We start from the raw sequence: 25,509 nt of genomic DNA on the forward strand, positions 1-25,509 counted from the left end.
CATGCTCCATGTGCTGTTCAGTGTGTACTTGAAGATGCTGGTGCTTTACAGCCCGTTTTTCGTGCTGTCGTGCTTTATCAGCCTGACCCGGGGTTACTCGAACAAGGAACGCCGCCGGCTGGCCTGGAAAGTGGCCCTGGCCACGCTGATCTCCAGTGTATTGCTGTACCTGTTCGGGCGCACGATCTTCAGCGTCTTCGGCATCACCGTCGATGCATTCCGCATCGGTGCCGGCAGCGTGCTGTTTATCTCGGCGCTGGGCATGGCCCAAGGCAAGTCTGCGGTGCAAACAGACAATGTGCAGCAGGACGTGACGATTGTGCCCTTGACCATCCCGCTCACTGTCGGGCCCGGCACGATCGGTGCGTTGCTGGTCATGGGTGTCAGCCAGCCCCACTGGGATGACAAGCTGATGGCGATTGTCAGTATTGCCCTGGCCAGCCTGACGGTGGGCGTGGTGCTTTACCTGTCCAACCGCATCGAACGGATTCTCGGTGAGCAGGGCTTGCAGATCGTCAGCCGCCTGATGGGCCTGTTTGTCTGCGCCCTTGCAGCGCAGATCATCTTTACCGGGATCAGGGGCTATATGGTCCCCTGAAAACACATAGAACTGTGGGAGCGAGCCTGCTCGCGAAAGGCTCTGACAGCCGCTTCGCGAGCAGGCTCGCCCCCACAGGGCTCAGGGTTTTTCGCCATACCAGCGCGGCGTGTACACCCATTGCATGCCGTCAGCACGGGCAAAGGTGCACGTCGTCGACGACCCCACCAGCACCATGGTGCGCATATCCACCTGCTCCGGGGTCAACTCGCCCAGGGTCAGGGTGCGCAGGGTCTGGCCCGGACGGCCAATGTCACGACCCAGCACCACCGGCGTTTGCGGCGTGCGATGGCGCCTGACGATATCCAGCGCAACGCCCAGCTGCCATGGCCGTGAACGGGAAATCGGGTTGTAGAACGCCAACGCCAGATCCGCCTCGCAAGCCAGGTCCAGACGCTTCTCAATAATGCTCCACGGCTTGAGGTTGTCCGACAGCGACATCACGCAGAAGTCATGCCCCAGCGGCGCCCCGGCCTGCGCGGCCGTTGCCAGTGAAGCTGACACACCCGGCAGGATCTCCAGATCGACGCTGTGCCACTGCGGGTCCACAGACTCATGCAAGGCTTCGAGCACGGCCGCGGCCATGGCAAAAACCCCAGGGTCCCCCGAAGACACCACCACCACCGAACGCCCCTGCGCCGCCAGCTCGAAGGCGTGGCGGGCACGCTGCATCTCTTCGCGGTTATCGGTGCAATGCATCACCTGATCGTCGCGGAACGGGCCGGCCATACGCACATAGGTTTCATAACCCAGCACATCATTGGCCCGCGCCAGCTCGGCCTTGACCGCAGGCACCATCAGTTCGGCAGCGCCGGGGCCCAGGCCAATTACAGCCAGACGGCCACGGGCCCGGCCAATCGTTTCAGGTTCCAGCGGCGCCGCGGCAACACCCAGCACCACGCCATTGCCCGGTTCACACCAGGCAACAGGCAGCAACGCTGCATCGCTGCCCACAAACCGCAACGGCACCGCCAGCTCAAGGGCCGTTTCACGCAGCGCTGCACTGGCCATCAAGGTTTCCGGTGCGACGATGCACGCCAGCGACTGACGTGCCAGCCCGGCCTGGTACAACGATTCGAGGATTGACTGTGGCGAAACCTCGGCACACACCTGCGCCAGTACATTGCGCGAATAAATCAGCAACTCGTCTGCCACTGGCAGGCGCTCGGCGCTGCCCACATGGATCGCCAGACGCGCCTGCCCGCTTTCGGGCAGTTGCGCCCGCGCCAGCCAAGGCGCATCGCCTTCGATACGTACTGATTCGCCGGCCAGCAGGTCCGAAACAAAGCGTTTGCCCAGCTCCAGATCGGCCAGCACATAGCCCGCAGGCGGATTGAGCAGACAGGTGCCAAAGCGCAGTTCGCCGCTGGTGGTGATCGCCGGAGCAATGCCCAGACCCGCCGCAATGACCCGCGCCAGATCATTCACCCCACCCAGCCCGCCCAGCAACGGCACCACCGCGCTGGCGTCTTCGGCAACCGCCAGTACCGGTGGCTCGGCGCCTTTTTCCAGCAGCAACGGCGCCAGCGTGCGGATCACAATACCCGCAGCGCATAGCGCAATAATCGGTGTGTCCTGCTGATAAAGCTGACGCAGGGTGTCGCCGAAATCGCTGTAACTGCGATCACCGCCGTCTACCCGCCCTGCCAGCCCGAGGACAGAAGCGCCGGGCAGCAACTGCTGGATACGGCGTGCAGTGTCCAGGCTGCCATTGCCCAGAATGACAATGGCCGGTGCCGGGCGACTCAACCCTGCCACCTTTCGCCTGGGACGATAATCAGCGAGAAATACGGCGAAGACATCGGTTCCACTTCATTGAGCGGCACGATCTTCTGATTGCTCATGGTGGCGCGCTCGACATACAACGCCCGCTCGGCCAGCCCCAGCTCGCCCAGCACTTCGCGCACTTTATGAAAGTTGCGCCCCAGCTTCATGATCACTGCCGCATCGGCAACCGCCAGCCGCGACTTGAGTTCTTCGTGGGGCAGCACACCCGAGAGCACCGACAGGCTCTGGTTGCGATACACCAACGGCACGCCCAATACCGAAGCGCCGCCCAGCATCGAGCACACGCCCGGTACCACTTGTGCTTCAAAACGCTGGGCCAGACGGTCGTGCAGGTACATATAGGAGCCGTAGAAGAACGGATCACCTTCGCAGATCACTGCCACATCACGGCCGGCATCCAGATGCACGGCCACTTCAACCGCAGCCTGATCGTAGAAATCACTGATCACCTGCTCGTAGGACAACGGCTCCGGCAACACCTCGGTGGTCACCGGGTACACCAGCGGCATCTGGGTTTGCGCGTCTTGCAGATGGGCTTCGATGATGCCGAACGCATTGCCCTTCTTGCCCTTGGCCACGAAATACGCCACCACCGGCGATTCGCGCAGCAGGCGCAGGGCTTTAACCGTGATCAGCTCAGGGTCGCCGGGGCCTACGCCCAAACCGATCAAACGTCCTGGTTGCGCCATTATTCGATCTCCGTGGCCAGGGCGTTGACGGCCGCAGCCGCCATCGCACTACCGCCACGGCGGCCTTGCATGATCACAAACGGCACGCCACGGCTGTCTGCCGCAAGCATGGCCTTGGATTCCGCGGCGCCGACAAAGCCCACCGGGAAGCCCAGGATCAGTGCCGGCTTGGGAGCGCCGGCATCGATCATTTCCAGCAGGTAAAACAGCGCGGTGGGCGCGTTTCCAATCACCACCACACTGCCTTCCAGGTACGGGCGCCAATGCTCAAGGGCCACCGCCGAACGGGTGTTGCCCTTCTCCAGCGCCAGCTCAGGTACGCCTTCTTCGCGCAGGGTGCAGATCACCGGGTTGTTGGCCGGCAAACGGGTACGGGTGACGCCTTCGGAAACCATCCGCGCATCGCACAGAATGGCAGCACCTGCCGCCAGCGCATCACGCCCGGCCTTGCCGGCACCCGGCGAAAAACGCAGGTCTTCAATGGCATCGACCATGCCGCAGGCGTGGATCACACGCACGGCCAGTTTTTCGAGATCCGCCGGGATGCTGTCGAGGTTGGCCTCGGCACGAATAATGGCGAACGAATTGCGATAGATCTCTTGACCATCGCGGATGTAATCAATCATCGGTGTTGCTCCATTGGCGGGCCTCAAGCCAGGCGCCCGCCGCTTCAATTGTAAGATTGCGCTCGCGCAGAACACCGAAACCGGCGTGCTCCGGGGTGCGTAAATAGAGGTCGTAATGACCGGGCGCCACGGCCAGTAAAGTGACCGGCGCGACGTGGGCTGCCGCGCAGGAGCGCTGGCAGCCGGTCAGGTGAATATTCAAAGGCTTTGGCAGCAACGCGGCCAACTGACGGGCATCATGCTTCGTGTCGGCCAGCCCTTTGGCACAGGCACTGGAGCCGGTACAGGCCACCAGATGCGCCAGCGGGTTGCCAGCCTCTACGATCAAGCCGAGCACCATCAACTGGCTCATCACCGCAGCGGCCTGAGCGGCCGCTATGTTGGGCAACAAGACGCTCTGCCATGGCGTGAACCGTAAAGTGCCATCGCCGTAGCGCTCGGCCAGCTCGGCCAACCCCGTGAGCATCGCCGCATCCAGCCGCCCCAGTGCCGGCGCCCCGCCGATATAGACCCGACCAGGCGCTTGCTGTGGCCAAATGCCGAGGTGCATGGACGCCGAGATGGCCCTGCACTGCCAGTCGCCAGCAGGCAACAGTGCCACGCTGATTCGCTGTGCCAGCTGCCCGACAAATGACTCAGTGGTGACCTCCTCCAGCAGATGACGCATGCGGGTTTGCTCAGGTCGCGCCAGATCCAGAAACTGCATCAGCACGGCCAACACCAGCTCATGCCCGTACTCCACGGGTACGGCTGCCAACGCGCAATCGTGCGCCGGGCACCCGGCCAGGCCAAAAGCCAACAGCGTCTGGCCATTACGCACAAATGCCGACAACCACAGATCATGCGGATGCTCCAGCATGGCCAGGGCCTCGCCGCCATCCAGTTGCACGGCGAACTTGGCCGACAGCTCGGTGAACCTTGGCGTGCTTTGCAGGCTGGCCAGTATCTGCCGGGCCAGCGGCCACGTATCGATATGCATCTGCAGATCAATGCCGGCACTCGGGCTGAGCATCAAGTTGCGCACGTCGTCACCGGCGGCAGTAGCAGGCCCAAGCCCGGCCGCCAGCAAGGGCGCAATCAATGCACTGTGCTGCGGCCCCACACCACGGATTTGCAAATTGCCACGGTTGGTCGCTTCGATCACACCACTGGCATACCGCTGAGCCACATCTGCCACCGTGCGAGCCTGATCGGCGTTAATCGCGCCGCCATCCAGCTTGACCCGACAGATACCGCCATCCATTGCCTGGACGATACGCAGTAACCCCGGGCAAGCCGAGGGGCGCACAGGCGTCGTGACAGAAAGTTCAGGTGGCAAGTTCAAGGAGCTATCCAGAGCAGGCAATACGCTATTGCAGGTCGCGCATTATGCCTGCTTTGGGCGAGTGCATGAAAAGCCTGCCGGACGGAATGACTACTCCCGTGTATTAACCTCGGGCAGTTGTGGATGATCCCGGCCCAGACGGGTGATCAACAACACCACGGAATCGGCATTGGCCAGCATGAGGTCAATGCGTTTACGAGCATCGTGTTTAAAGATCGGCCGCGCTTGCTCAAGGGTCCTGACACCGCTAAGCGCCTTGATTTTGGCCTTGCCCGGGTTAGCGGGTATATCCGCCCAGGTGCGCTCTTCAGGATCAAATTGCTGAAACAGGTGCTCGGTCGAGATATAGGGTGAATGGCAACTCTGGACGATCTGGTTAAACGACTTGATCTGGCTGCCCAGGGGGGTTGATTCATCCAGCAGGTCCTCGTAAGGAAAGCCGGGATTCAGATAGTTGATGTCCTCGGTATCAAGCGCCTGATGGCTGATCTCATGCAGCATAAAGGCCGCCCGATAATGCACGTTGGTCCTGAAAGGTGGCTGGGTGGCTTTCACAAATGCCTGGCTCAAGGCGTTGGGTGTTTCAAATAGAGTGCTGAAAAAATGCTCACTCAAGTACAGGCGCTTGTGCAAATCCCAGCGGTGAATCCAGGCGACGGCCTTGTCGTTGAACCGGGAGCGGCAGACCACGTATTTACTGGAAGTCAGCGGCGACAGATCGGGATGCAAAAACCTCGCAAGCAGGGGCCCGATCGTTTCATTGAGTCGGTCAAGCAACGGCTGATCAACGTGCTCCACATCAAAGAACGTCTGTATCAACGCCCGGTTCCGGGCATTCTGCGTCCCCGGTTCGAGCAAGGTGTGCAGGGCGCTTTGACTGCGCTGCAGGTAGGTGACGGCCTGGGCATGGGCCTCGCGAATGGCCTGTGCCTTGTCAGGAAAGCGCCGCTCAATGCTGGCCATGCCGATGGCCTGCATCTCATGGGTCAGGCGGTCGGATATCGAAGCCGTGGTCGACAGTACAGGGCCGCCCCCCAGTAACGGTTCCTTGAGATCAAGCTCCCAATGCTCACGCTCGTTGATTTTCACCAGCGGCCCTTCGCGGCCTTCTCCGATAAAAATGCGCCAGCGCTCGCGCCAGGCCTGCACCTGAAAAACATGCCCGCCCAGCAGCACATAGTGAAGACCTGTGCCCGGGTGACGGTACAACCGGGTCAGGCTGTCCTGCTTGAGCTCCAGCAAGGCCACATCATTGGCCTGAAAGGGCTGCAGGCCGATCTCCTGCTCAGGCGTGAGGTGCACCGCCGCTTCGGACTGCGGCTGACGCAAGACTGTCGGAGTCACTGTTTTCAGTTGGCGCAGTGTCAGATAACCACTGCCTATCTGTGCCAGCGACGAGGCAAAATCAGCCACGGCTTCGCCCCACTCGCCTTTTTGCGCGGCCTCGAAACCCTGCTGCACAAAACCCGCCGTTTGCCAGACCACCATGGGAATACTCAGCCTGGCAGGCAAAAACATCAACGCAGTCGATGCAATCAACGAAAACAGGTACTTGAATGACTCCCAGTCGGCTTCGGCGGAGGTCTTCGACTGGGCGGCGGCCATGTCCAACAACAGGTGGTAGTTGTCGACATACAACTGTTCAAACAGATTGCCCGCGACGGGCCTTGGCGCCAGGGTCGGGGGGGCCGGCCTGAGCATGAAACTGCCGAGGGACGCGTCCACATACTGCGGGATATGGGGCTCCACAAAACCGCCATAGTTGTAGGTTTTACGGGCCTCGGGCTCAAGACGCTGGAGCACCAGCGCCTGCAGGTCCGTGTTGATACGCAGGTCGTCGAGCAAGGCGGCTTCGTTGTTGTACGCTTTGAATGTAAAGCGCTCGCTGTAGTTGACCCACAGGATCTGCGGCCCGGCGCCTGACTCCACAGGCCCAATGATGTAGAGCCCCCTGGCCCGATCAGGATCGGCTTCGGGCTCGGCTACCAGCTCAAATGGCCGGACGATGATCGGCATTCTGTCCAACGTCAGGCGGGCCGCTCCATCTGGCATGTTGATGACCTGCTGTATGTACCGATACGCCATCTCCTGGCCAGGGTCGATCAGTTTTTCCCGCAGGGCCTGTTCCATCACCTGCAGCGAGAGCTGCTCGGAGAATTGTTGTTGGCGCAAGGTCACCCCCGGTTTTCCGGGCGCCAGCTTGTCTTGCAACAAAGCACGGTAATGCGCGCCGATTTCCAGTTGTCGGGTCAGTCGTTTTACATACGTCGCATTCAAGGCCGTCGGCAACGCACTGCCATTAGGGGCTCGCAAGGAAATCGCGCCTGCATTGAGCCGGTAAAAACCGTTAAGCGAAAATTGCGTGAGGGTCTGAACAGTGCGCGTCGTCGCCGCTGGCATAAAAGAGGGCGTGCTACCAACCGGTACCGGGGAAGGCACATAGGTGTCGATCACCACCTCGATCGCATCCGGGTCTGGCGCCTGCCCCGCGAAGTCGAGCTCCAGACGCAGTTTCAGTAACGCGCGGGCGTACTCGGCAAGCGGCGGGATATCATGCAGGTAGTTTTGCTGTTCCTGCCCTGCCCCTGGATAGCGCTGCAACAACCCGGCATAAGCCAACTTGTCTGCCTTCGAGGCGTTTTTCAACCACTGCGGTATTGCCGCCTCAAACGCTTGCAGGCGCGCCATTTCAACCACAGGTTCCAACACCAGCCCTGCCCGACCTTGTACCAGTTCACTGTGGATAAGATTTTCAAAGGCTTGCGCCGACAAGGGGATGGCTTGAGCCGTACGGCAGGCAAAGCCGGCGTCCGCCAGCACCTTGGCAATAGCCCGTAGCTGGGTCTCTCGGACAAAGTCGTGTTCAACACGTTCGAATTGAAGCCCGCCAATTTTCCCGTTAGCGGTGCTGTCCAGCCAGGCCGTAACCTGCGGCTGCGTGCCCGTGCTGACATGGCTCAGCAGTTCCCAGCGCCGTGCCTTGTCCGCCAGGCGAGCTTGCAGTTGGGTGGTGCACTCGCCCACCGACGCAAAGCCTTCGAACCCCGAACCCGCGCTCCAGAATATGGCCCGGCCGGCAGTTGCAGGCTGCTGACCACCGCGCTCGGTGAACAACAGACAGTTGACGATATCCAGCCCGGCCTGTGCGCCATTGATTGATAGTGCAATGGCAAACACATCGGGAACAAACCCTGCCAATGCTCGACGCCGGGCGCTCACCGGCTGGCTCAGCACCGCGCCCAGCACCGCCAGGTCCGCCGCTGAAAGCCGGTTGCCCGATTGCATCAGCTGCAATTCGGCCCGTAGCATCGCCAACCTCAGGGTACACAGCCTGTCGATCAACGTATCGGCCCTCGGCGGTGGGGCCGGGGTATAGAAAAACGCACGGAGCTGATTGACATACCCCTGGAAAAACCCCGCTGCGGCCTGATCCATGACGTTGATTAGTTCACTGCCTGAAAGTGGCTTGGGTGGATTGAGATCCGGGGTATCCAGCAAGTGCAGGCCCGCCTCTATTCTTTCGGGATCACGCGGCAGCGGCTGTAGTCCGGTGACCTGTTGCAACAATGCTTCCATCAGCGACACCGGCTCACGCAAGCCAGCGACCCGTAACCGCATACGGTCGAGCTCCAGCACGTCATGCCCCGCGCGGGCCAGCGCTTTCACCAGCCTTGAATACGCATACGAAAACGGTGCAGGCCATGGCCGCAACAATTCATCAACCTGGGAAGCGATGTTCATTAACTGCATCACCAGCCCCTCGGCCTGCCCGCCGTTGCCAGCAGCCATCGGGCGGACATTGAAGGTTTCGTTCGATGCAGAGCCGGAATTAAATGTGGAAGTGATTGCCTTCATGGGTGATCTCTCTTCGCTTGCGGACAATGCACAACACGCTATCGCGCCCCCGGACGACAACGGCACTACATAGATACCCGGGCACTTTCCGGGGGATCAAACGACAGCGACAGTTGCCGGTTTGAAGTACCCGAGCCAGGTAATCAACAACGTCTGAGAGTCGGCATTCATCAGGATCACCCTCTCGCGAAACACCGGGTCACTGAAAAACCGGTCACGCACCTCTTCGATGTTTTTGCTGCGAGTCTTGTGGATCAAGCTGTGTGCCAGCTTGAAAGGGAGGGGCAGGTAACTGCGCCGGTTGCTGTACTTCTCCTTGAAAAGATCTGCCTTGCGAATTTCGGTGGTCAGTTGACGATAACGGTGATCCTGCATCTGCCTTTTAAGCGTACGTATCTGACCATCCCAGTCACGCTCGGGAACCAGCAACTCTTCGAAGGGATGGCTTACACCCAGATAATTGATATCAATGGTGCCCATGACCAGGTGGCTGAATTCATGGAGCAGAATGGTGGCCGTCGAATGCTTGACCCGGTCGAACTCGCGGCCGTCCACCCCCATCACTGACAGGCTGAAAATCTCGTCGGCCGAGGCGAAGTAACCCTGAGAAAAAAGCACGGTCTTGCGTTTGATCACGCTGCCCAGCGAAGAAACTCGCGCCACTTCTCGCGGGTTGGGCGGTGAGTACAAGCCGTAGCGGCTGGAGTGCTGTGGTGAAAACTCGGTGGATTGCAGGGCCGTCAGCAGTTTGTCGACGATGCGTTTGAGCTTGTCGAGCAAGGGGTCGTCGACTTGGCTCACACTGAACACCCTGGCAAGAAAGCGCCGGGTCTGGGCATTCAGCTGGCTGGCGGAGCCGACTGATTGCAGATGCTCCCTGCAATCAGTCAGATAGCGAATAGCCTGTTCGTGCGCCTCCCGAATCACCTGGGCCTTGCGTGGCTGCAGACGTTCGATGGCAGGCATGCCCAGGACCGTAACTGTGTGCTCCCGGCCAAACGAAACGCTCCCCGATGTACCCGACCGCGTGCCCAGTGCCTGACCACCGCCTGGCAACGGTTCCTTGAGATCGAGTACCCAGCGCTGATGGGGGCTGCGTTTGACCAGAGGGCCATCGCGGTCTTCACCAATATGAATACGCCATCGATCCTGCCAGGCTGCGACTTGAAACACCTGCCCGTCCAGAACGATAAAGCGGTGGCCTGACTCGGGGTCAGTAAACAACCCGGAGCCAGTGTCTTCATGCAGACTATCCAACGACACATGATTGGCCGCATAGGGCCGCAAGCTGGCCTGCTGCTCACGGGTCATGGTCTCCAGAGGGGCCTCGAAGGCAGCAACGACGTGAGGTTCCCCGGTTGTGCGCCTCAGTGCGCCATGGCTACCCGCGATCATCAACAACGCCGTGGCAAAATCAAACACAGCCTGCCCCCAGCGATCATCTGCCACGGCCTGAACAGCTGACTGTGCACTGGTCTGGGCCTGCCAGATCATCAAGGGCACACTCAGCTTGCCCGGCAGAATCAGCAAAGCAGTGTCCGCCAGCAGCGACAGCAGATACACAAGGGAAGCCCAGTCCGCCTGCGCTGCGCTGCGGGCCTGGGTACGAGCCAGGGCCAGCCGCACATTGAGGGTATCGACGTACAACCTGTTCAGGCAGTTACCGGTCAACTGGCCGGGATCGAGGCTGGCGGGAGGATTGGCCACCTGCGGCGAGCTCAAGGTCGGATCGACATAGCCGATATGCGGCTCGCGAAATCCCCCATATTCATAAATTTTACGAACCCGGGGTTCCAGCCGCTCCAGCACCTCGTCCTGCAAGGCTCCAGAACCGTGCAACCGATGCAGAAAATCGGACTGGCTGCTGTACTCTCGAAGCGCAGGCCCCTTGCCGTAGAGCACATACAACACCTGCGGCCCGCTATCCAGAGCAGCCGGACCAATCAGGTACATGCCCTGCGCCCGGTCGGGATGACGACCGGTTACGGCGCGAAAAGCCAGTGGCCGCACAACCAGCTCGATGCCCTTGAAGCGTTCGCGGGCTTTGGCGTCCGGGCTGTTCAGTACATGCTCAACGAAATCATGGGCCGTCTGGCTCAATGCGCCCTTGATTCGGGCTTGCAGCGCGTATTCGAGCACCTGCGCAGGCAGCTGCTGACAGAACAAGCCCTGACGCCGTGCAGCACCCTCATGGCCCGGGGTGAGTTTTTCGACCAGCAGGGCCTGATAGCTTTCGCCAAGATCCAGCGAACGCACCAGCTCACTCACATAGTGGTCATCCAGCCCCGCAGGCAAAGGTTCTTCGCCCAGTGAGCGATAGCTGCGCACGCCAGAGTGCACATTGAAAAAATGACTCAGGGCAAAATACGTCAGCGATCGCCTCAGCCTGGAGACTGCTGCGCCTCCGGCGATCTCTCCGCCAGCCGGTCCGCTGTATTGCACCACGCTGATTTCGACCTTGTCCGGGTCAATTGCCACGCCCGGAAAGTCAGCCTTCAAGCGTGCCAACAACCGCTCGCGGGCATAGTCGAGCAGCTCGGGCACGTCTTGCGAATACCCCTCGCTCCCGGCCTGTTGAATTCGCAGCAGGATCCGACCGTAGGCTTGCTGGTCACTGGTCGCCGCGTGCTTGAGCCAGTCAGGCAAACCCTCACGGAACTGCCATTGGCGGGCGGCGGCGAGCGTTGCGTCAACATTGAACTGCGCCTGCTCCGACCAGTAGCAATCCACCTGGTTGACCAGTTCCGGTGCCGACACCTGCTGCACCACACCTCGCTCCAGCAGGAAGCCGATATCACTGAGGTGTTTTTCTGTCTCCCGGCGCTGGCAGGTTTCAAGCCAGTCGGTGTCGATCACGCTGGCAGTCCATTTCACATCAACGGCGGCCTGCACCCTTTCGCGCTCACGCAAGCTGATACAGCGCAACAGATGCCATTGTTCAACACGATCCCGCAAGCGGGCCTGCAAGGTCTCAAGGCATGATGCCAGTGAATCGAAACATTCCAGGCTCCAGGCTGCCGTCCACAAGACGGCTTGCCCGGAGTTGACGCTGTCAGTGCCACCGCGCCCGGTCATCACAAGGCAGTTGCGCAGCGTGATGCTTGGGCGTCTGCCGGGCAGGGTTAACGCCAGCTCGCAGACATCGGGGATAAACCCGTTGAGCGCCCGTCGTGCAAGGTAGGTCGAATGCTCCAGCACAGCCCTGACAATGGCACTCCCGTTACTGTCCAGGCGCCCGTCCATCTGCCTGACGAATGCCTCGTAACGCAGCGCCGAGCCCCGGAACCGGGCCAGTCGGCTAATCACGGTCGAACCCGCCAATGCGGCCATCCCCATATAGTAAAACCCGTGCAGTTGCTGCATGAATTGCGCAACGAGGCCCACAGAAGCGCGGTCGAGCAAGGCCAGGACGGCTGCGCCATCGGGGTAATGGATCGGCTTGATGTCCGGGCTGTTTTTTTGCACGCCAAGACGTATTCGCGCGCCATCGACCGGGAGCGGACTCCAGCCTGTGACCCGATCCAGCAACGCATCGACCAGCGGGACAACCCGCAACGGCTCCAACTGCTTGCGCAAAGCCGCGGTGCCATAAATACGCAGCACCAGATCCCCGGGGATCAAATGGCTCAAACCAGGCGACGCCAGATGCTGCTTGAGCCGTCGGTGGGCAAAGCCCCTGAGCTCGGGCCGGCCCAGCAGCATCAGGGCTACCTGCCCGTTGAGCACCTGCAGTTTGCTTTGGATCAAAGGTAACGTAGCGCTGTCACCTGCCGTAGCCGCAGCTGTCGCCGGGCCATCAAGCGCCAGCCGGGTACTCCAGCGCCCTTGCTGGTTGGGCTCCGTCAAGCGTGGATCGAGCAGCGCACGCACATCCAGCCCGTGATCCACCACGGCATTCACATTACAGTCCTTGCCACGTATGGCACCGAGCAGAAAGGTAAAATCCCGCGCCTGCTTGTCGATGATGGAGCGCACACGGTTTTCGAACAGATCACCCTCGATGGTCTCGACACTCAGGACCGGGTCAAGCATAAGGCGCAATACCGGCCGCTGATCGCGTGACACATGACCGAGCAGGTTGTCTCTGTCGCGGGGCTCCTTGAGCCGTGCGAGCACCTGACCCTTGAGCGTCTCGTCATTGTCAAAGCGCTCAAGTGCAGCCTGTTCGCTGAACAAAAACAGCTCGGGAGTGGAGACCGGTACAGACACACTGAACAGCCCGGCCAGTTCTACCCTGGCGCCCCCCTGCCCCAGCAATGACAGCCGGGCGGGCCGCCATTGCCCATGGGCATATCGATCATCATTCAGGCGCGAGCGCCCCACAGCCAGCAGTGCATCGAACTGCACGGGATCAATCCGCCCCTCGTGACGAGCCTGTAACAACTCATTGAAAAACCGGTCGCCCATAAACTGAACAGCCAGCACCCTCAGGCTCAACCCTTTTATGTCCAGATACCACCAGGCTTCGAGTTGCTGCTGCATCACGGCCTGAATGCCCCCGACAATTTCCCTGACCAACTGGTACATGCGCACATCCAGCGTGGGTGATCGTGCTTGAGCTGCATCGAAGGCTACGGTCGGGCTCAGATACTCGCGGATGTGATTGCCCGGCCACTCGCCTTTGCCCAGGTACGCCAGTGCCAGATCCAGAAGGCTCATGCTCGACAACGGTGGCTGGCTGCCAGCCGTCGCCATCGCATAGCTGTTGACCTGCAGCGTCTGAGCAGACAGGCCCAACCCCTGGAACTCGTGCTCCAGGGCCAGCGTGAGCTGGGCATTGAGCACCCCGCGCAGGGACGGAAGATCGAGCAGGCGCGCCCTCAACAACTCAAGGTTGTGCAAACGCAGATCCTGCAACGAGCGTGTGCGATGCTCAAATACCAGACCTTCAATCAAGCACCGCCTGATCCTCAGGGAGCGCAGTTTTTTCAGGTCTTCACGCACCTCGATCGGCATAAAGCGCAGCAAGGTGTCACGTACCAGCGGGTCGGCCAGACGCCGCTTGAGGGTTGTGCGCAGCGCGGTTGAATTGGCGATGCGCTCCAATCCACCGAGAGGGGAATACAGGAATGCGCCTGGCGGGTTGCTGTCTGCCCGGGTTACGATGAAATGGCCGGCAAGATCGGCGGCCGGGGCGTTGTCCGCGCCAAGCTCAAGGGCATAGACATGCTGCGGTTGCACCGCAATGACCTGCTGCAGACAGATAAACTCTTGCGCCGTGAGTTGCCCCGCGGCATCGAGCCGCGCCAGGTTGTCCAGATACCCTGTTTGCATGGCGGCGAGCCAGTCATCCGGCTCAAGCTGATCATCTGTCACTGGCGACTGCCTCAGAACCCACGGAAGGCAAATCTTGGCCCGAATCTCCGGTACAACGGCATTAACCGGCTACCACCTGTAAAGATGAACTCTGGTGCAGTGCAAGGCGCGTTATCATGCGCACCTGTATCCGCAGGGCCTTCGCCCGGTAGCGGAGGAACAACCCGGCGTTTATCAAGAGGATCGGCATGTCGCCCTGGCTAACAGTTGTGGGAATCGGTGAGGACGGTTTTGCCGGGCTGGGCAAAAATGCGCGCCGCGCCTTGTTGGGCGCGACCCGCGTAATCGGCAGCCAGCGCCAGCTCGACCTGCTGCCCGCCTGCATTCGCGCCGAGCGCCAGACCTGGCCGAGCCCGTTTTCACTGGCCCCAGTGCTGGCCCTGCGCAACACGCCGACCTGCGTACTGGCCAGCGGCGACCCCATGCTGTTTGGTGTCGGCGCCAGCCTGGCGCGACGGGTAGCGCGGGATGAAATGCAGGTGCTGCCAGCGCCATCGTCCTTTTCCCTGGCCGCAGCACGCATGGGCTGGGCCCTGCAGGACGTAGTCACGCTGTCGGTAGTGGCACGCCCCGTCGTCGCCCTCAATGCCCACCTGCACAGCGGTGTACGTCTGCTGGTACTGAGCAACGATGGCAGCAGCCCGTCCATCATCGCCCGTCTGCTGAGCGCGCAGGGATTTGGTCCCAGCCGCATGACGGTGCTGGAACACCTGGGCGGCCAGGCTGAACGCAGGATCGACACCCGCGCCTGCGACTGGAGTGACCCGCCCGTCGCGGCGCTTAACCTGGTCGCCATCGATTGCCTGGCCGACGCCAGCGCCCGGCCGCTGTCACGTATCGGTGGGCTGCCCGACAGCGCGTTCGAGCATGATGGCCAGTTGACCAAGCGCGATGTGCGCGCCGTAACCCTCGCCCGCCTCGCGCCACTGCCAGGCCAATTGCTGTGGGACGTAGGCGCGGGCAGCGGCTCGATCGGCATCGAGTGGATGCGTACCTGGCCGAGTTGCCGCACCTTGGCGATTGAAGCCGACGAAGGCCGCCAGCAACTGATCGAACGTAACCGCGATACCCTTGGTGTGCCCGGCCTGCAACTGATTCGCGGCAAGGCACCCCAAGCTCTTGACGGTCTGGAGCCCCCGGACGCGATTTTTATCGGTGGCGGCGTAACCCGCGAAGGCGTGCTCGACACCTGCTGGCAGCGACTCAAGCCCGGCGGGCGGCTGGTGGCCAATGCCGTCACCCTGCAAAGCGAAATGCTGCTGATGAGCTGGCGCGAGCGCCACGGCGGCGAACTGACCCGCATCCATATTGCCCAGGCCCAGCCCCTGGGTGAATTCGACACCTGGCGTCAGGCGTTGCCGATTACCCTTCTGGACATGACCAAGCCTCTCGATGCGTGACGAAACTGCCGAACAACCCGCCCCCCTGCGCAGCGGCCTGACCACCGGCAGCTGCGCCACCGCCACCAGCCTGGCCGCTGCCCGCCTGCTGCTGGGCGGCGTGTGTAACGACGCCGTGCAAATCACTTTGCCCAAGGGTAAACAGGTGCAAATGCGCCTGGAGTTCTGCCGTCTGTGGCAAGACGGCGCCGAAGCGGGCACCATCAAGGACGCCGGCGACGATCCCGACGTGACCCACGGTGCACTGCTCTATTCACGGGTGCGCTTGCGACCTGAACCGGGTATTAGCTTTGTTGCCGGGCAAGGTGTCGGCACCGTAACCCGCCCGGGTCTGGTATTGAACGTGGGCGAGCCGGCGATCAACCCGGTGCCACGCAAAATGATCACCGAGCACCTGCAGCAACTTGCCACCGAACTGGGTTACGGCGGTGGCTTTGAAGTGACTGTCAACGTACAGGACGGCGAAGCCCTGGCCCTGAAAACCATGAACCCGCGCCTGGGGATTCTCGGCGGGCTGTCGATCCTGGGCACCAGCGGCATCGTGCGGCCGTTTTCCTGCGCGGCTTATATCGCCTCTATCCACCAGGGCATAGACGTCGCCAAGACTAACGGTTACCTGCACATTGCCGCCTGCACCGGCAATGCCAGCGAAGACACCATGCGCCGGGTCTACAGCTTGCCGGAAATCGCCCTGATCGAAATGGGCGACTTTGTCGGCGCAGTGCTCAAGCATCTGCGCAAAGTGCCTGTGGATAAACTGAGCATTTGCGGCGGTTTCGGCAAGATCAGCAAACTGGCCGCCGGGCATATGGACCTGCACAGTCGCCATTCCAGCATCGACCTGCCGCAACTGGCCCAATGGGCAGCGGATATCGGGGCCGACCATCCACTCCAGGAGGCCATCCGCCAGGCCAACACCAGCCAGCAAGCCCTGGCGATGGCCAGTGCGGCCGGTATCGCGTTGGGCGATGTGGTGTGCCAGCACGCTCTGGACTTTGCCCGCAGCGTGGTGCCGGCCCAGGTACAGGTCGAAGTGTTTGCCATCGACCGCCAGGGCGGGATTGTCGGTCACGCCGGAGCCTTTGCATGAAACGTATTTTGTTATTGGGCGGCGTCACCGAGGCGCTGGCCATTGCCCGTACCCTGGGCCCGCAGCATGTCTACAGCCTGGCCGGGGTTGGCCGGGTGCCGACGGACCTGACCTGCGAGGTACGGGTGGGCGGATATGGCGGCGCTGAAGGTTTGGCGCAGTACATCCGCGAACAGCGCATCGACATGCTGCTGGACGCCACCCACCCCTACGCGGCGAAAATCAGCCATAACGCGGCCCTCGCTGCTGCTGCCAGTGGCATCCCGTGCTGGGCGCTGCGCCGCCAGGCCTGGGTGGCGCAGACGGGCGATGACTGGCGTGAAGTGGCAGATTGGAGCGAACTGGTGGAAGCGCTCGCCACCTTCCAGCGCCCCTTGTTCACCTTGGGCCGTGAGCCGCTGGAGCACCTGCACGAAATTCCGCCAGAGCAGTTCTGGACCCTGCGCGCCCTCGACGCTTACCCCGGCACTGCACGCTGCGACGTGATTGGCGCACGCGGGCCGTTCCTCATCGATGACGAACGCCTGTTGTTTGCACAACGGCGCATCGACGTATTGATCAGCAAAAACAGCGGCAGCAGCGCCACCGAACCCAAGCTGCAAGTTGCCCGCGAGCGCGCAGTGCCGGTGTTGATCCTCAAGCGGCCGACGCTGGCGCAGGTGGATCGGGAGTTCCGGACGGTCGAGGAGCTGATGGAAGGGTTGGCGCAGGGGAATTATTTGTGAATGTGTAAAAGCTGGCGATGGTGTATCCTTCAGAATACGATCATGCCCCATGATCACTTTCGAACAAACACGCGAATTCGCCAAATGGTTGGGCGCACTTAAAGACAAAACCGGGCAAGCCCGCATTCTTGCTCGCCTGAAAGCAGCCGGTTTGGGTCACTTCGCCGACTGCGAGTGCGTCGGTGGCGGTGTTTACGAAATGCGGATTCACTGCGGGCCCGGTTATCGAGTCTATTACACCCGCAAAGGCGAAGTGTTCTACCTGCTGCTTGTTGGCGGCGATAAAACCACCCAGACACGAGATATAAAACGCGCAAAACAAATGGCACACACACTGGGTAATGAGGACTGACGCATGACCGAGCAACTTACCCGTTTCGATACCGTTGACTACCTGAAGTCCCCGGAGGATATGGCGGCTTACCTGGACGCCTGTTTCGAAGAGGACCCCGGCGACGGCAGTCTGATCCGAGCGGCGCTCAACGATATCGCCCGCGCCCAAGGCATGACTCAAATCGCCCGCGAAGCCGGGCTGGGCCGTGAAAGCCTGTACAAGGCCCTGGGCAGCAAGGGCAACCCCGAGTTCGCGACTATCATCAAAGTGATGAAGGCGCTGGGGCTCAAGCTGCATGCCACAGCAGCCTGAAATTTGCGCGTACTGGCCGATCGCGACACTTCGCCACACCCGCACTTTTTACTTACGCCGAGCATTCAGGCTAAATAGCCCCTTGATCGCTCCACTCACGGAATTCGTCATGTCCCGACAACGGTTTGCATTTGCCTGGATCGCCTGCTTTGCAGTGCTGTTCAACATGCTCGCCATGTCGATGGCCGGAGCGACCCAATCCGTTGAGCGAGGGCCCACCGAGCAGTTCATGTGGAGCAGCTTCTGCTCCTCCACCGGCACCAAGATGGTCGCCGTATCGTTGGGCACGTTCGAGCCCGCCGACAACCAGCATGACGATCATTCCACCATGCAGCATTGCTGGTGCTGCTCGGGCGCCGCGCCGGTGGTGGCGCTGCCCGCGCATATTCCCAAGCTCTACTTTGCCGCCATCGAGCGGGGCCACAGCCTGGTCCCGGATCACCTCAAGCGCCCCACCCCGCGCCAGCAATGGCCGAGCCTCAACCCCCGCGCATCGCCCCTGGTCTGATTCTTCCTCGCAACCCCTTTGCGTTTTGAATCGTTCCGGAGAATTGCCATGTTGAACCTTTCCCTGTTCAAGCACGTCGTGATTGCGGCGGCTGTGTTGCTGCCTGACTGTTTTGCCAACGCCCACGAATACAAAAGCGGCGACCTCGAAATCGCCCACCCGTGGTCCCAGGAGCTGCCGCCCAATGCGCCCACCGTGGCCGCGTATTTCATCATTCACAACACCGGCAGCACGGCCGATCGCCTGGTCAGCGTCGACACGCCGATTGCCGATAAGGCCGAACTGCACCAGCACATCATGGAAGGCGACTTGATGAAGATGCTGCCCGTGGCCAGCGTCGAAGTGCCGCCCGGCGGCACCGTCACCTTTGCACCCATGGCGTACCACGTGATGATGTTCGGTCTCAAGGACCGCAGCCTGCTGCAGGACGGCAAGCACTTCCCGCTGACCCTGCATTTTGAAAAAGCCGGCGCCGTGCCGGTTGAGGTCAATGTGCAGAAGCAGGCACCTGAAGACAGCATGGAACACATGCACGCCCACTAACGGCCAAGGTTGCTGATCCCCGTGCGCGAACCTCGCGCCAGGCACTCCATGTCGCATATTCGCGGCAGTTGGCTGAGCCTGTTTGCCATGTTGATGATTTTTATCGGCCCGCTGATTTCCCAGGCGATGCCGATGGATCATCACGCCTCCATGCCCATGTCGATGGATATGAGCATGGACATGTCTGCGCACGCCGAACATGAACAGCCTTCAGCCGACCACCATGCCATCTGGGAAAAGTGCGGCTACTGCACCCTGCTGTTCAGTTGCCCGGCCTTGCCCGGCACCCCGGGCCTGACCCTCTATAACTCACCAGAACCCCGCAGTTACCTGGCCGCCAATCCCCGCCTGGGCCACGCCCGGCAACCGGTCTTCCCGGGCTCCCGCTCCCGCGCGCCTCCCGTATTCCTTTAGCTACCGACACCACAACACATCATCTGGCCGACCTGCATGCACTGTTTCAGACAGTCGCAGGTGCGTGGCCGAGTTGTATTCGTCTGACTATTGGAATGTCTATGTCCCGCTTTACTGCTGCCTCCCGTTTGCCCTTTACCCTCAGCACCCTGTGCTGTGCGATTCTGGCAACCACCGCTGTGGCCGACGAACATGCCGGGCACAGCAATGAGCTGAGCCCGCTGGTGATCACCGCCATCGCCCCCAGCTCACCGCTGACCATCGTCACCAACCCCAAGGACCCGCGCCAGCCCGTGCCTGCCAGTGACGGCGGCGACTACCTCAAGACCATCCCCGGCTTCGCCCTGATCCGCAACGGCGGCACCAATGGCGACCCGGTGCTGCGCGGCATGTTCGGCTCGCGCCTGAATATCCTTACCAACGGCGGCATGATGCTCGGCGCCTGTCCCGGGCGCATGGACGCACCCACCTCCTACATCTCGCCGGAAACCTACGACCAGCTCACGGTGATCAAAGGCCCGCAAACCGTGCTCTGGGGCCCGGGCGCCTCGGCGGGCACCATCCTCTTCGAACGCGAGCCCGAGCACTTCGGCGAACTGGGCACACGGGTCAATGCCAGCCTGCTGGCGGGTTCCAACGGGCGCTTCGACAAAACCATCGATGCCGCCGCCGGTGGCCCGCTGGGCTATGTGCGGGTCATCGGCAACACCGCCCATGCCGATGACTACAAGGACGGCAACGGCGACACCGTGCCGTCGCGTTACGACAAATGGAACGGCGACATTGCCCTGGGCTGGACCCCGGACGCCGACACCCTGCTGGAACTCACCGCCGGCAAGGGCGACGGTGAAGCGCGCTCGGCCGGACGCGGCATGGACGGCAGCCAGTACAAGCGCGAAAGCCTGGGACTGCGTTTTGAAAAGTCCAATATCGGCGACGTTCTCGACAAGATCGAAGCCCAGGTCTACTACAACTACGCCGACCATGTGATGGACAACTACACACTGCGTACCCCGTCGGGCACCGGCATGATGGCCGGGCCGATGGCGTCCAACGTCGACCGCCGCACCCTCGGTGCGCGGATCAAGGCCACCTGGCGTTGGGCCGATTACCAGTTGATCAGCGGCATCGATGCGCAGACCAACGAACACCGCAAACGCATGGGCATGGGCATCGATACCTACAAGGACCAGAACTGGAGCAAGGACGCCGATTTCCACAACTACGGCGCCTTTGGCGAGTTGACCTGGTACGCCGCCGAGCGCGACCGGCTGATTACCGGTGCTCGTCTTGACCGCGCATCCGCCAAGGATTACCGCGCCCGACTCGGCTCGGGGATGATGAGCAAGCCCAACCCGACCCTGGACAAGACCCGCGCTGACACCCTGCCCAGCGGTTTTGTGCGTTACGAGCATGACCTGAGCGACAGCCCGACCACCCTGTACGCCGGGCTGGGCCACACTCAGCGCTTCCCCGATTACTGGGAGCTGTTTTCGCCGAGCTCCGGCCCGACCGGTTCGGTGAATGCATTCGACGCCATCAAGCCCGAGAAAACCACGCAGCTCGATGCGGGCCTGCAATACAAGACCGACACCCTGGAGGCCTGGGCCTCGGTGTACGCCGGCGAGATTCGCGACTACATCCTGTTCGACTACGCCAAGGGCTCATCCCAAGCGCAAAACATCAACGCCCGGGTCATGGGCGGCGAGCTGGGCGCGGCGTATCAGTTGACGTCAAACTGGAAAGCCGACGCCACCCTGGCCTACGCCTGGGGCAAGAACACCAGCGATGGCAAGGCTCTGCCGCAAATGCCGCCGCTGGACACCCGCCTGGGCCTGACCTACAGCGAGGACGACTGGAGTGCCGGCGCCCTGTGGCGCGTCGTGGCACGCCAGGACCGCATAGACCGCAACGCGGGCAATGTGGTCGGCAAGGATTTCGGCAAAAGTGCCGGCTTTGGCGTGTTCTCGTTGAACGGTGCATACCGCATCAACAAAAACCTCAAGGTCAGCGCCGGGGTCGACAACCTGCTGGACAAAAACTACAGCGAGCACCTGAACATGGCGGGCAACGCCGGTTACGGCTACCCGGCCAATGACCCGCGCGCCATCAATGAACCGGGCCGCACGCTGTGGACCAAGGTGGATGTGAGTTTCTGACAAACCGCCAGCCCTCACCCCAACCCTCTCCCGGAGGGAGAGGGAGCTGATTTGCGCCGTGCTTGAACCCGCAGCGGTCAGTCCCCTCTCCCTCTGGGAGAGGGCTAGGGTGAGGGTCTTTGCTGACGACAACAATTTCAACCTTGCGGAGCCGCTCCCATGAGCCGACCAACACCGTCTTTCTACAACCTGGCCTGGCGCTGGCATTTCTACGCCGGGTTGTTTGTCGCCCCGTTTATGATCCTGCTGGCCCTGACCGGGATCATTTACCTGTTCAAACCCCAGCTTGATCCACTGCTGTACGACCATCTGCTCAACGTCACCCCGGCCCATCACAGCCTCAGCGCCGATGAGCAACTCAGCCGTGTGCAGGCCACTTATCCACAGGGCCATATCAGCCAGTACCTGCCGCCGATCAATCCGCAACGCAGCGGCCAGTTCGTGGTTCACAACGGCGGGCACGAGCTCAATGTGTTTATCAACCCCTACACCGGCCAGGTGCTGGGCGAGCAGGATGCCAAGCTCAACCTGCAAGCCGTGGCGCGCACCCTGCACGGCGAATTGATGATCGGCACCCTCGGCGACCGGCTGGTGGAACTGGCCGCTGGCTGGGGCGTGGTGCTGGTGGTGTCCGGCCTGTTCCTGTGGTGGCCGCGGGGGCAATCGGCTGCCGGAATTCTATGGCCGCGCCTGAGCAGGCGCGGGCGCGTGCTATGGCGCGACCTTCACGTTGTCACAGGGTTCTGGGGGGCCGCCTTGCTGCTGTTCATGTTGATCAGCGGCATGACCTGGACCGGCTTCTGGGGCAAGCAATATGCCGACCTGTGGAACCGTTTCCCGGTAGCCATGTGGAACGACGTGCCGAAGTCTGATATCGAGGCCCGCAGCCTCAATACCGCCAATCGCCAGACCGTGCCCTGGGCAATGGAAAACACACCGATGCCGGTCTCCGGCGCCCACGCCGAACATATGGCCCACGCCGCGCACACCTCAGGCCCCGCCGCCCCCGGCATCACCCTGCAAGCGGTGGTCGACACCGCCACGGCCCGCCAGGTCGAGGCCGGCTACAGCATCACCCTGCCGACCACCGCCACCGGCGTATTCACCATTGCCGTATTCGCCGACGACCCGCGTAACGACGCCACCCTGCATGTCGATCAATACACCGGCACGGTACTGGCCGACGTGCGTTGGCAGCATTACAGCAATGTCGCCCGCGCCACCGAAATGGGCGTGATGCTGCACGAAGGCAAGCTGTTCGGCCCGCTCAACCAGATCGTGATGCTGCTGGTGTGCCTGATGATCCTGCTCAGTTCCGTAAGCGGCCTGGTGATCTGGTGGAAGCGTCGCCCGCAAGGCGGTATGGGGGTTCCGCCGCTGCGTCACGACCTGCCGACCTGGAAGGCCGGCGTTGCCATCATGCTCGCTCTGGCTATCGCGTTCCCGCTGGTGGGCGCCTCGTTGATCGCAGTGTGGGGGCTCGACCGGTTATGGCTGATGGTGCGCAAACTACGGCCGGATGAGCGCCTTTCATAACCAGCATGAACCATCCGAGAGGCGCATTGCAGAGCCACCCCTATAATGGCACGCCAATATCATGCGCGAATTAAGTGTTACTGTATAACAAAACCATTTAAGCTCCATCACCCGCCGCCAGGAGGCAGCGGGGACACCCTCTGAAATAAGCGACTCACTGCCCTGATGAACAAGTACTTTTTGTCCAGTCTCTGCCTGCTGGCGCTGAACAGCGCCCAGGCCGATGACGCCGCCCCCTCTCTGATGCTGCCTGCCGCGAGCGTTACCGCGCCTGAAGTCGAGATTGAAAGCATCGACCTCAAGACCGCCACCAGCGCCGGCTCACGCCTGAACCTTACCGGTCTCGAAACGCCTGCCAGCGTTGAAAGCCTGACCGGCGCGCAAATCCGCGCCCGTGGCGACCGCAGCGTGCAGGACGCCGTGACCCGCACCACCGGCATCAGCAACACCGGCACACCGGGCAACGGCGGCTCCGCCTATTCGGCCCGGGGCTTTGTCGGCGAAGGCTCGGTGATGCAGCTCTATGACGGCGTACGCATGTACAGCGGCGCGGGCACCGTGACCTTCCCGGTGGACGACTGGTCGGTGGAACGCATCGACGTGCTGCGCGGCCCGGCCTCGGTGCTGTATGGCGACGGCGCTACCGGCGCAGTGATTAACGTAATCCCGAAAAAACCCTTCTCCGGTGCCATAGAAAACCATGTCCGTGTGGGCTACGGCTCGTACGACACCCGCCAGCAGGCACTCGACAGCGGTGGCTCGCTGACCGATACCCTGAGCTATCGGTTGAATATCAACCACGTCCAGAGCAATGGCTGGATCGACCACGGCGACTCCGAAAACACCTTTGTCAGCGCCGCTCTGCGCTGGCAGGCCAGCGATGACCTGGCGTTTACCCTGAGCCACGACTATGGCGATCAGGAGCCGCAAAACGATTTCGGCGTACCGCTGATCAATGGCCGGTATCACCAGAGCCTGCGGGACAAGAACTACAACGTGCGCGATGCAAAACTGCATTACAACGACCAGTGGACGCGCCTCAATACTGAATGGCAGATCAACGACGCCCTCAGTGCCAACAACGAGCTGTATTACCTCAAGGCCCAACGCCGCTGGCAGAACGCCGAAAACCACGCCTGGAATGAAAGCCAGCAGACCTTGCTGCGCAGGGGCTACTTCAGCATCAAGCACGAGCAGGAACAAGTCGGCGACCGCCAGACCTTCACCCTCAACCACGACCTGTTCGGCCTTGAAAGCAGAACCCTGGTGGGCGCGGATTACAACCGCATCCACTTCAACCTGCACAGCAACTCGCCGTATAAAGACGTGAATGAAAACGGTCAGCCGATTGACCTGTACCACCCGGATCGTGGCGAATTTGAAAGTGACTCGCCGTACCGCGATCAATACACCACCACCACGCAACAGGTTTCGCTGTTCGCCGAAAACCGCACCGAGCTGAGCGATCAACTGTCGCTGGTCACCGGCGTGCGCCGCGATATCGTGCATCTGGACCGCGATGACTTCGCGGTCAATGGCGACGCCACTCGAACTGACCGCAGCCTGTCGGCCAACAGCTGGAAAGTCGGGTTGGTATACGAACTGACCCCGGACATGTCGATCTATGCCCAGCAAGCCACCAGCGTTGATGGCGTGGGCGGCTTGATCAGCCTGAGCGAAAAGCAGCAAAACTTCGAGCTGGCCCATGCGCGCCAGACCGAAATCGGCTTCAAGCAGATGTTCTGGGATCAGCGCGGCGAATGGACCCTAGCGGCCTATCACATTGTCAAAAAAGACCTGCTGACCTCCGACCCGAATATCCCGGGCAATACGCTGCAAGTGGGCGAGCAGTCCTCCAGCGGCCTGGAAGCCAGCCTTGACCTGCAACTGCCGCAGCGCTGGGCGTTGCAAGCCAACGCCTCGGTGGTGCGCGCGCAGTACGACAAGTTCGACGATGAAGGCGTATCGCGCAAAGGCAACCGTCCCACCGACGTACCCCGTCGCACCGCCAATCTGTGGTTGAGCAAGGCCATCAACGATGATGTAAGTGCCGGTGCCGGCGTGCGCTATGTCGACTCGCGTTATGCCGACATGGCCAACAACGTCGAGCTGCCGAGCTACACCGTGGTAGACGCCAGCGTGAGCTGGAAAGCGATGCCCAAAACCACCCTGGGTTTGCGTTTGAACAATTTGTTCGACCGCCAGTACGCCGTAACCCAATACAATGGCGGCCAGCAATGGATCATGGGCGAACCGCGTTCGTTTTTCGTGACGGCTGATTACACCTTTTAA

The 25,509-nt window shown here is 61.5% G+C and carries 18 protein-coding genes; 12 read left to right on the plus strand and 6 right to left on the minus strand.

The genetic code is table 11. The features are described from left to right. The first annotated feature begins 1 nt into the window (after position 1). Positions 2 to 598, plus strand: coding sequence for a MarC family protein (locus V6L81_RS00495; protein WP_095001023.1), 597 nt, complete (start codon positions 2 to 4; stop codon positions 596 to 598). Positions 599 to 679: 81 nt separating this feature from the next. Here V6L81_RS00495 and cobJ read toward each other — a convergent pair whose 3' ends face one another. From cobJ to V6L81_RS00525, 6 genes are all read right to left on the minus strand, one after another. Then, positions 680 to 2,347 carry a precorrin-3B C(17)-methyltransferase gene (cobJ, locus tag V6L81_RS00500; RefSeq protein ID WP_133144726.1) on the minus strand — a complete coding sequence of 556 codons (1,668 nt, stop codon included), beginning with the start codon at positions 2,345 to 2,347 and terminating at the stop codon, positions 680 to 682. Then, a complete protein-coding gene (locus tag V6L81_RS00505; RefSeq protein WP_086798974.1) occupies positions 2,344 to 3,075 on the minus strand; it encodes a precorrin-2 C(20)-methyltransferase in 732 nt (243 codons plus the stop codon). Before V6L81_RS00505 ends, cobJ begins: the two co-directional genes overlap by 4 nt. After that, entirely contained in the window at positions 3,075 to 3,701 is a 627-nt protein-coding gene (locus tag V6L81_RS00510; protein WP_016783380.1) for a precorrin-8X methylmutase, read from the minus strand. The genes V6L81_RS00505 and V6L81_RS00510 overlap by 1 nt, the downstream gene beginning before the upstream one ends. Next, complete coding sequence (cobG, locus tag V6L81_RS00515) at positions 3,694 to 5,025, minus strand: precorrin-3B synthase (protein ID WP_338660402.1); 1,332 nt, start codon at positions 5,023 to 5,025, stop codon at positions 3,694 to 3,696. The genes V6L81_RS00510 and cobG overlap by 8 nt, the downstream gene beginning before the upstream one ends. 90 nt (positions 5,026 to 5,115) lie before the next feature. Beyond that, on the minus strand, positions 5,116 to 8,880 hold the full coding sequence (locus V6L81_RS00520; RefSeq protein WP_338660403.1) for a dermonecrotic toxin domain-containing protein: 3,765 nt from the start codon (positions 8,878 to 8,880) through the stop codon (positions 5,116 to 5,118). A 96-nt stretch (positions 8,881 to 8,976) separates the two neighbouring features. Further along, positions 8,977 to 14,196: a dermonecrotic toxin domain-containing protein gene (locus V6L81_RS00525; protein WP_338660404.1), complete on the minus strand. Its 5,220-nt coding sequence runs from the start codon at positions 14,194 to 14,196 to the stop codon at positions 8,977 to 8,979. 188 nt (positions 14,197 to 14,384) lie between these two features. On the opposite strand from V6L81_RS00525, the gene cbiE reads away from it, so the two are divergent. The 11 genes from cbiE (at position 14,385) to V6L81_RS00580 (ending at position 25,509) form a co-directional block, all read left to right on the plus strand. Continuing rightward, positions 14,385 to 15,596, plus strand: coding sequence for a precorrin-6y C5,15-methyltransferase (decarboxylating) subunit CbiE (cbiE, locus tag V6L81_RS00530; RefSeq protein WP_095017649.1), 1,212 nt, complete (start codon positions 14,385 to 14,387; stop codon positions 15,594 to 15,596). Continuing rightward, positions 15,589 to 16,686 (plus strand): cobalt-precorrin-5B (C(1))-methyltransferase, encoded by a 1,098-nt coding sequence (locus V6L81_RS00535; protein WP_338660405.1) that lies wholly within the window; start codon positions 15,589 to 15,591, stop codon positions 16,684 to 16,686. Before cbiE ends, V6L81_RS00535 begins: the two co-directional genes overlap by 8 nt. Continuing rightward, entirely contained in the window at positions 16,683 to 17,411 is a 729-nt protein-coding gene (locus V6L81_RS00540) for a cobalt-precorrin-6A reductase (RefSeq protein WP_095025272.1), read from the plus strand. The genes V6L81_RS00535 and V6L81_RS00540 overlap by 4 nt, the downstream gene beginning before the upstream one ends. A 49-nt stretch (positions 17,412 to 17,460) precedes the next feature. Next, a complete protein-coding gene (locus tag V6L81_RS00545; protein ID WP_095020804.1) occupies positions 17,461 to 17,763 on the plus strand; it encodes a type II toxin-antitoxin system RelE/ParE family toxin in 303 nt (100 codons plus the stop codon). Positions 17,764 to 17,766: 3 nt separating this feature from the next. Next, positions 17,767 to 18,057, plus strand: a complete 291-nt coding sequence (locus V6L81_RS00550; RefSeq protein WP_095024324.1) for an addiction module antidote protein — start codon at positions 17,767 to 17,769, stop codon at positions 18,055 to 18,057. Positions 18,058 to 18,166: 109 nt separating this feature from the next. Then, entirely contained in the window at positions 18,167 to 18,565 is a 399-nt protein-coding gene (locus V6L81_RS00555) for a DUF2946 domain-containing protein (protein WP_095001016.1), read from the plus strand. 48 nt (positions 18,566 to 18,613) lie between these two features. Beyond that, positions 18,614 to 19,108 carry a copper chaperone PCu(A)C gene (locus V6L81_RS00560; RefSeq protein ID WP_338660406.1) on the plus strand — a complete coding sequence of 165 codons (495 nt, stop codon included), beginning with the start codon at positions 18,614 to 18,616 and terminating at the stop codon, positions 19,106 to 19,108. 48 nt (positions 19,109 to 19,156) lie between these two features. Further along, a complete protein-coding gene (locus V6L81_RS00565) occupies positions 19,157 to 19,522 on the plus strand; it encodes a DUF2946 domain-containing protein (RefSeq protein ID WP_095020802.1) in 366 nt (121 codons plus the stop codon). A gap of 101 nt (positions 19,523 to 19,623) precedes the next feature. Next, the gene (locus V6L81_RS00570; RefSeq protein WP_095017655.1) at positions 19,624 to 21,681 is read left to right on the plus strand and encodes a TonB-dependent copper receptor; all 2,058 of its coding nucleotides are present in this window, start codon (positions 19,624 to 19,626) and stop codon (positions 21,679 to 21,681) included. Positions 21,682 to 21,840: 159 nt separating this feature from the next. Further along, positions 21,841 to 23,217, plus strand: a complete 1,377-nt coding sequence (locus tag V6L81_RS00575; protein WP_095038949.1) for a PepSY domain-containing protein — start codon at positions 21,841 to 21,843, stop codon at positions 23,215 to 23,217. Positions 23,218 to 23,382: 165 nt separating this feature from the next. Beyond that, positions 23,383 to 25,509, plus strand: a complete 2,127-nt coding sequence (locus V6L81_RS00580; RefSeq protein ID WP_338660407.1) for a TonB-dependent receptor — start codon at positions 23,383 to 23,385, stop codon at positions 25,507 to 25,509.

The sequence above is a fragment of the Pseudomonas bubulae genome, assembly GCF_037023725.1.
GTDB classification, from domain to species: Bacteria; Pseudomonadota; Gammaproteobacteria; order Pseudomonadales; family Pseudomonadaceae; genus Aquipseudomonas; species Aquipseudomonas bubulae.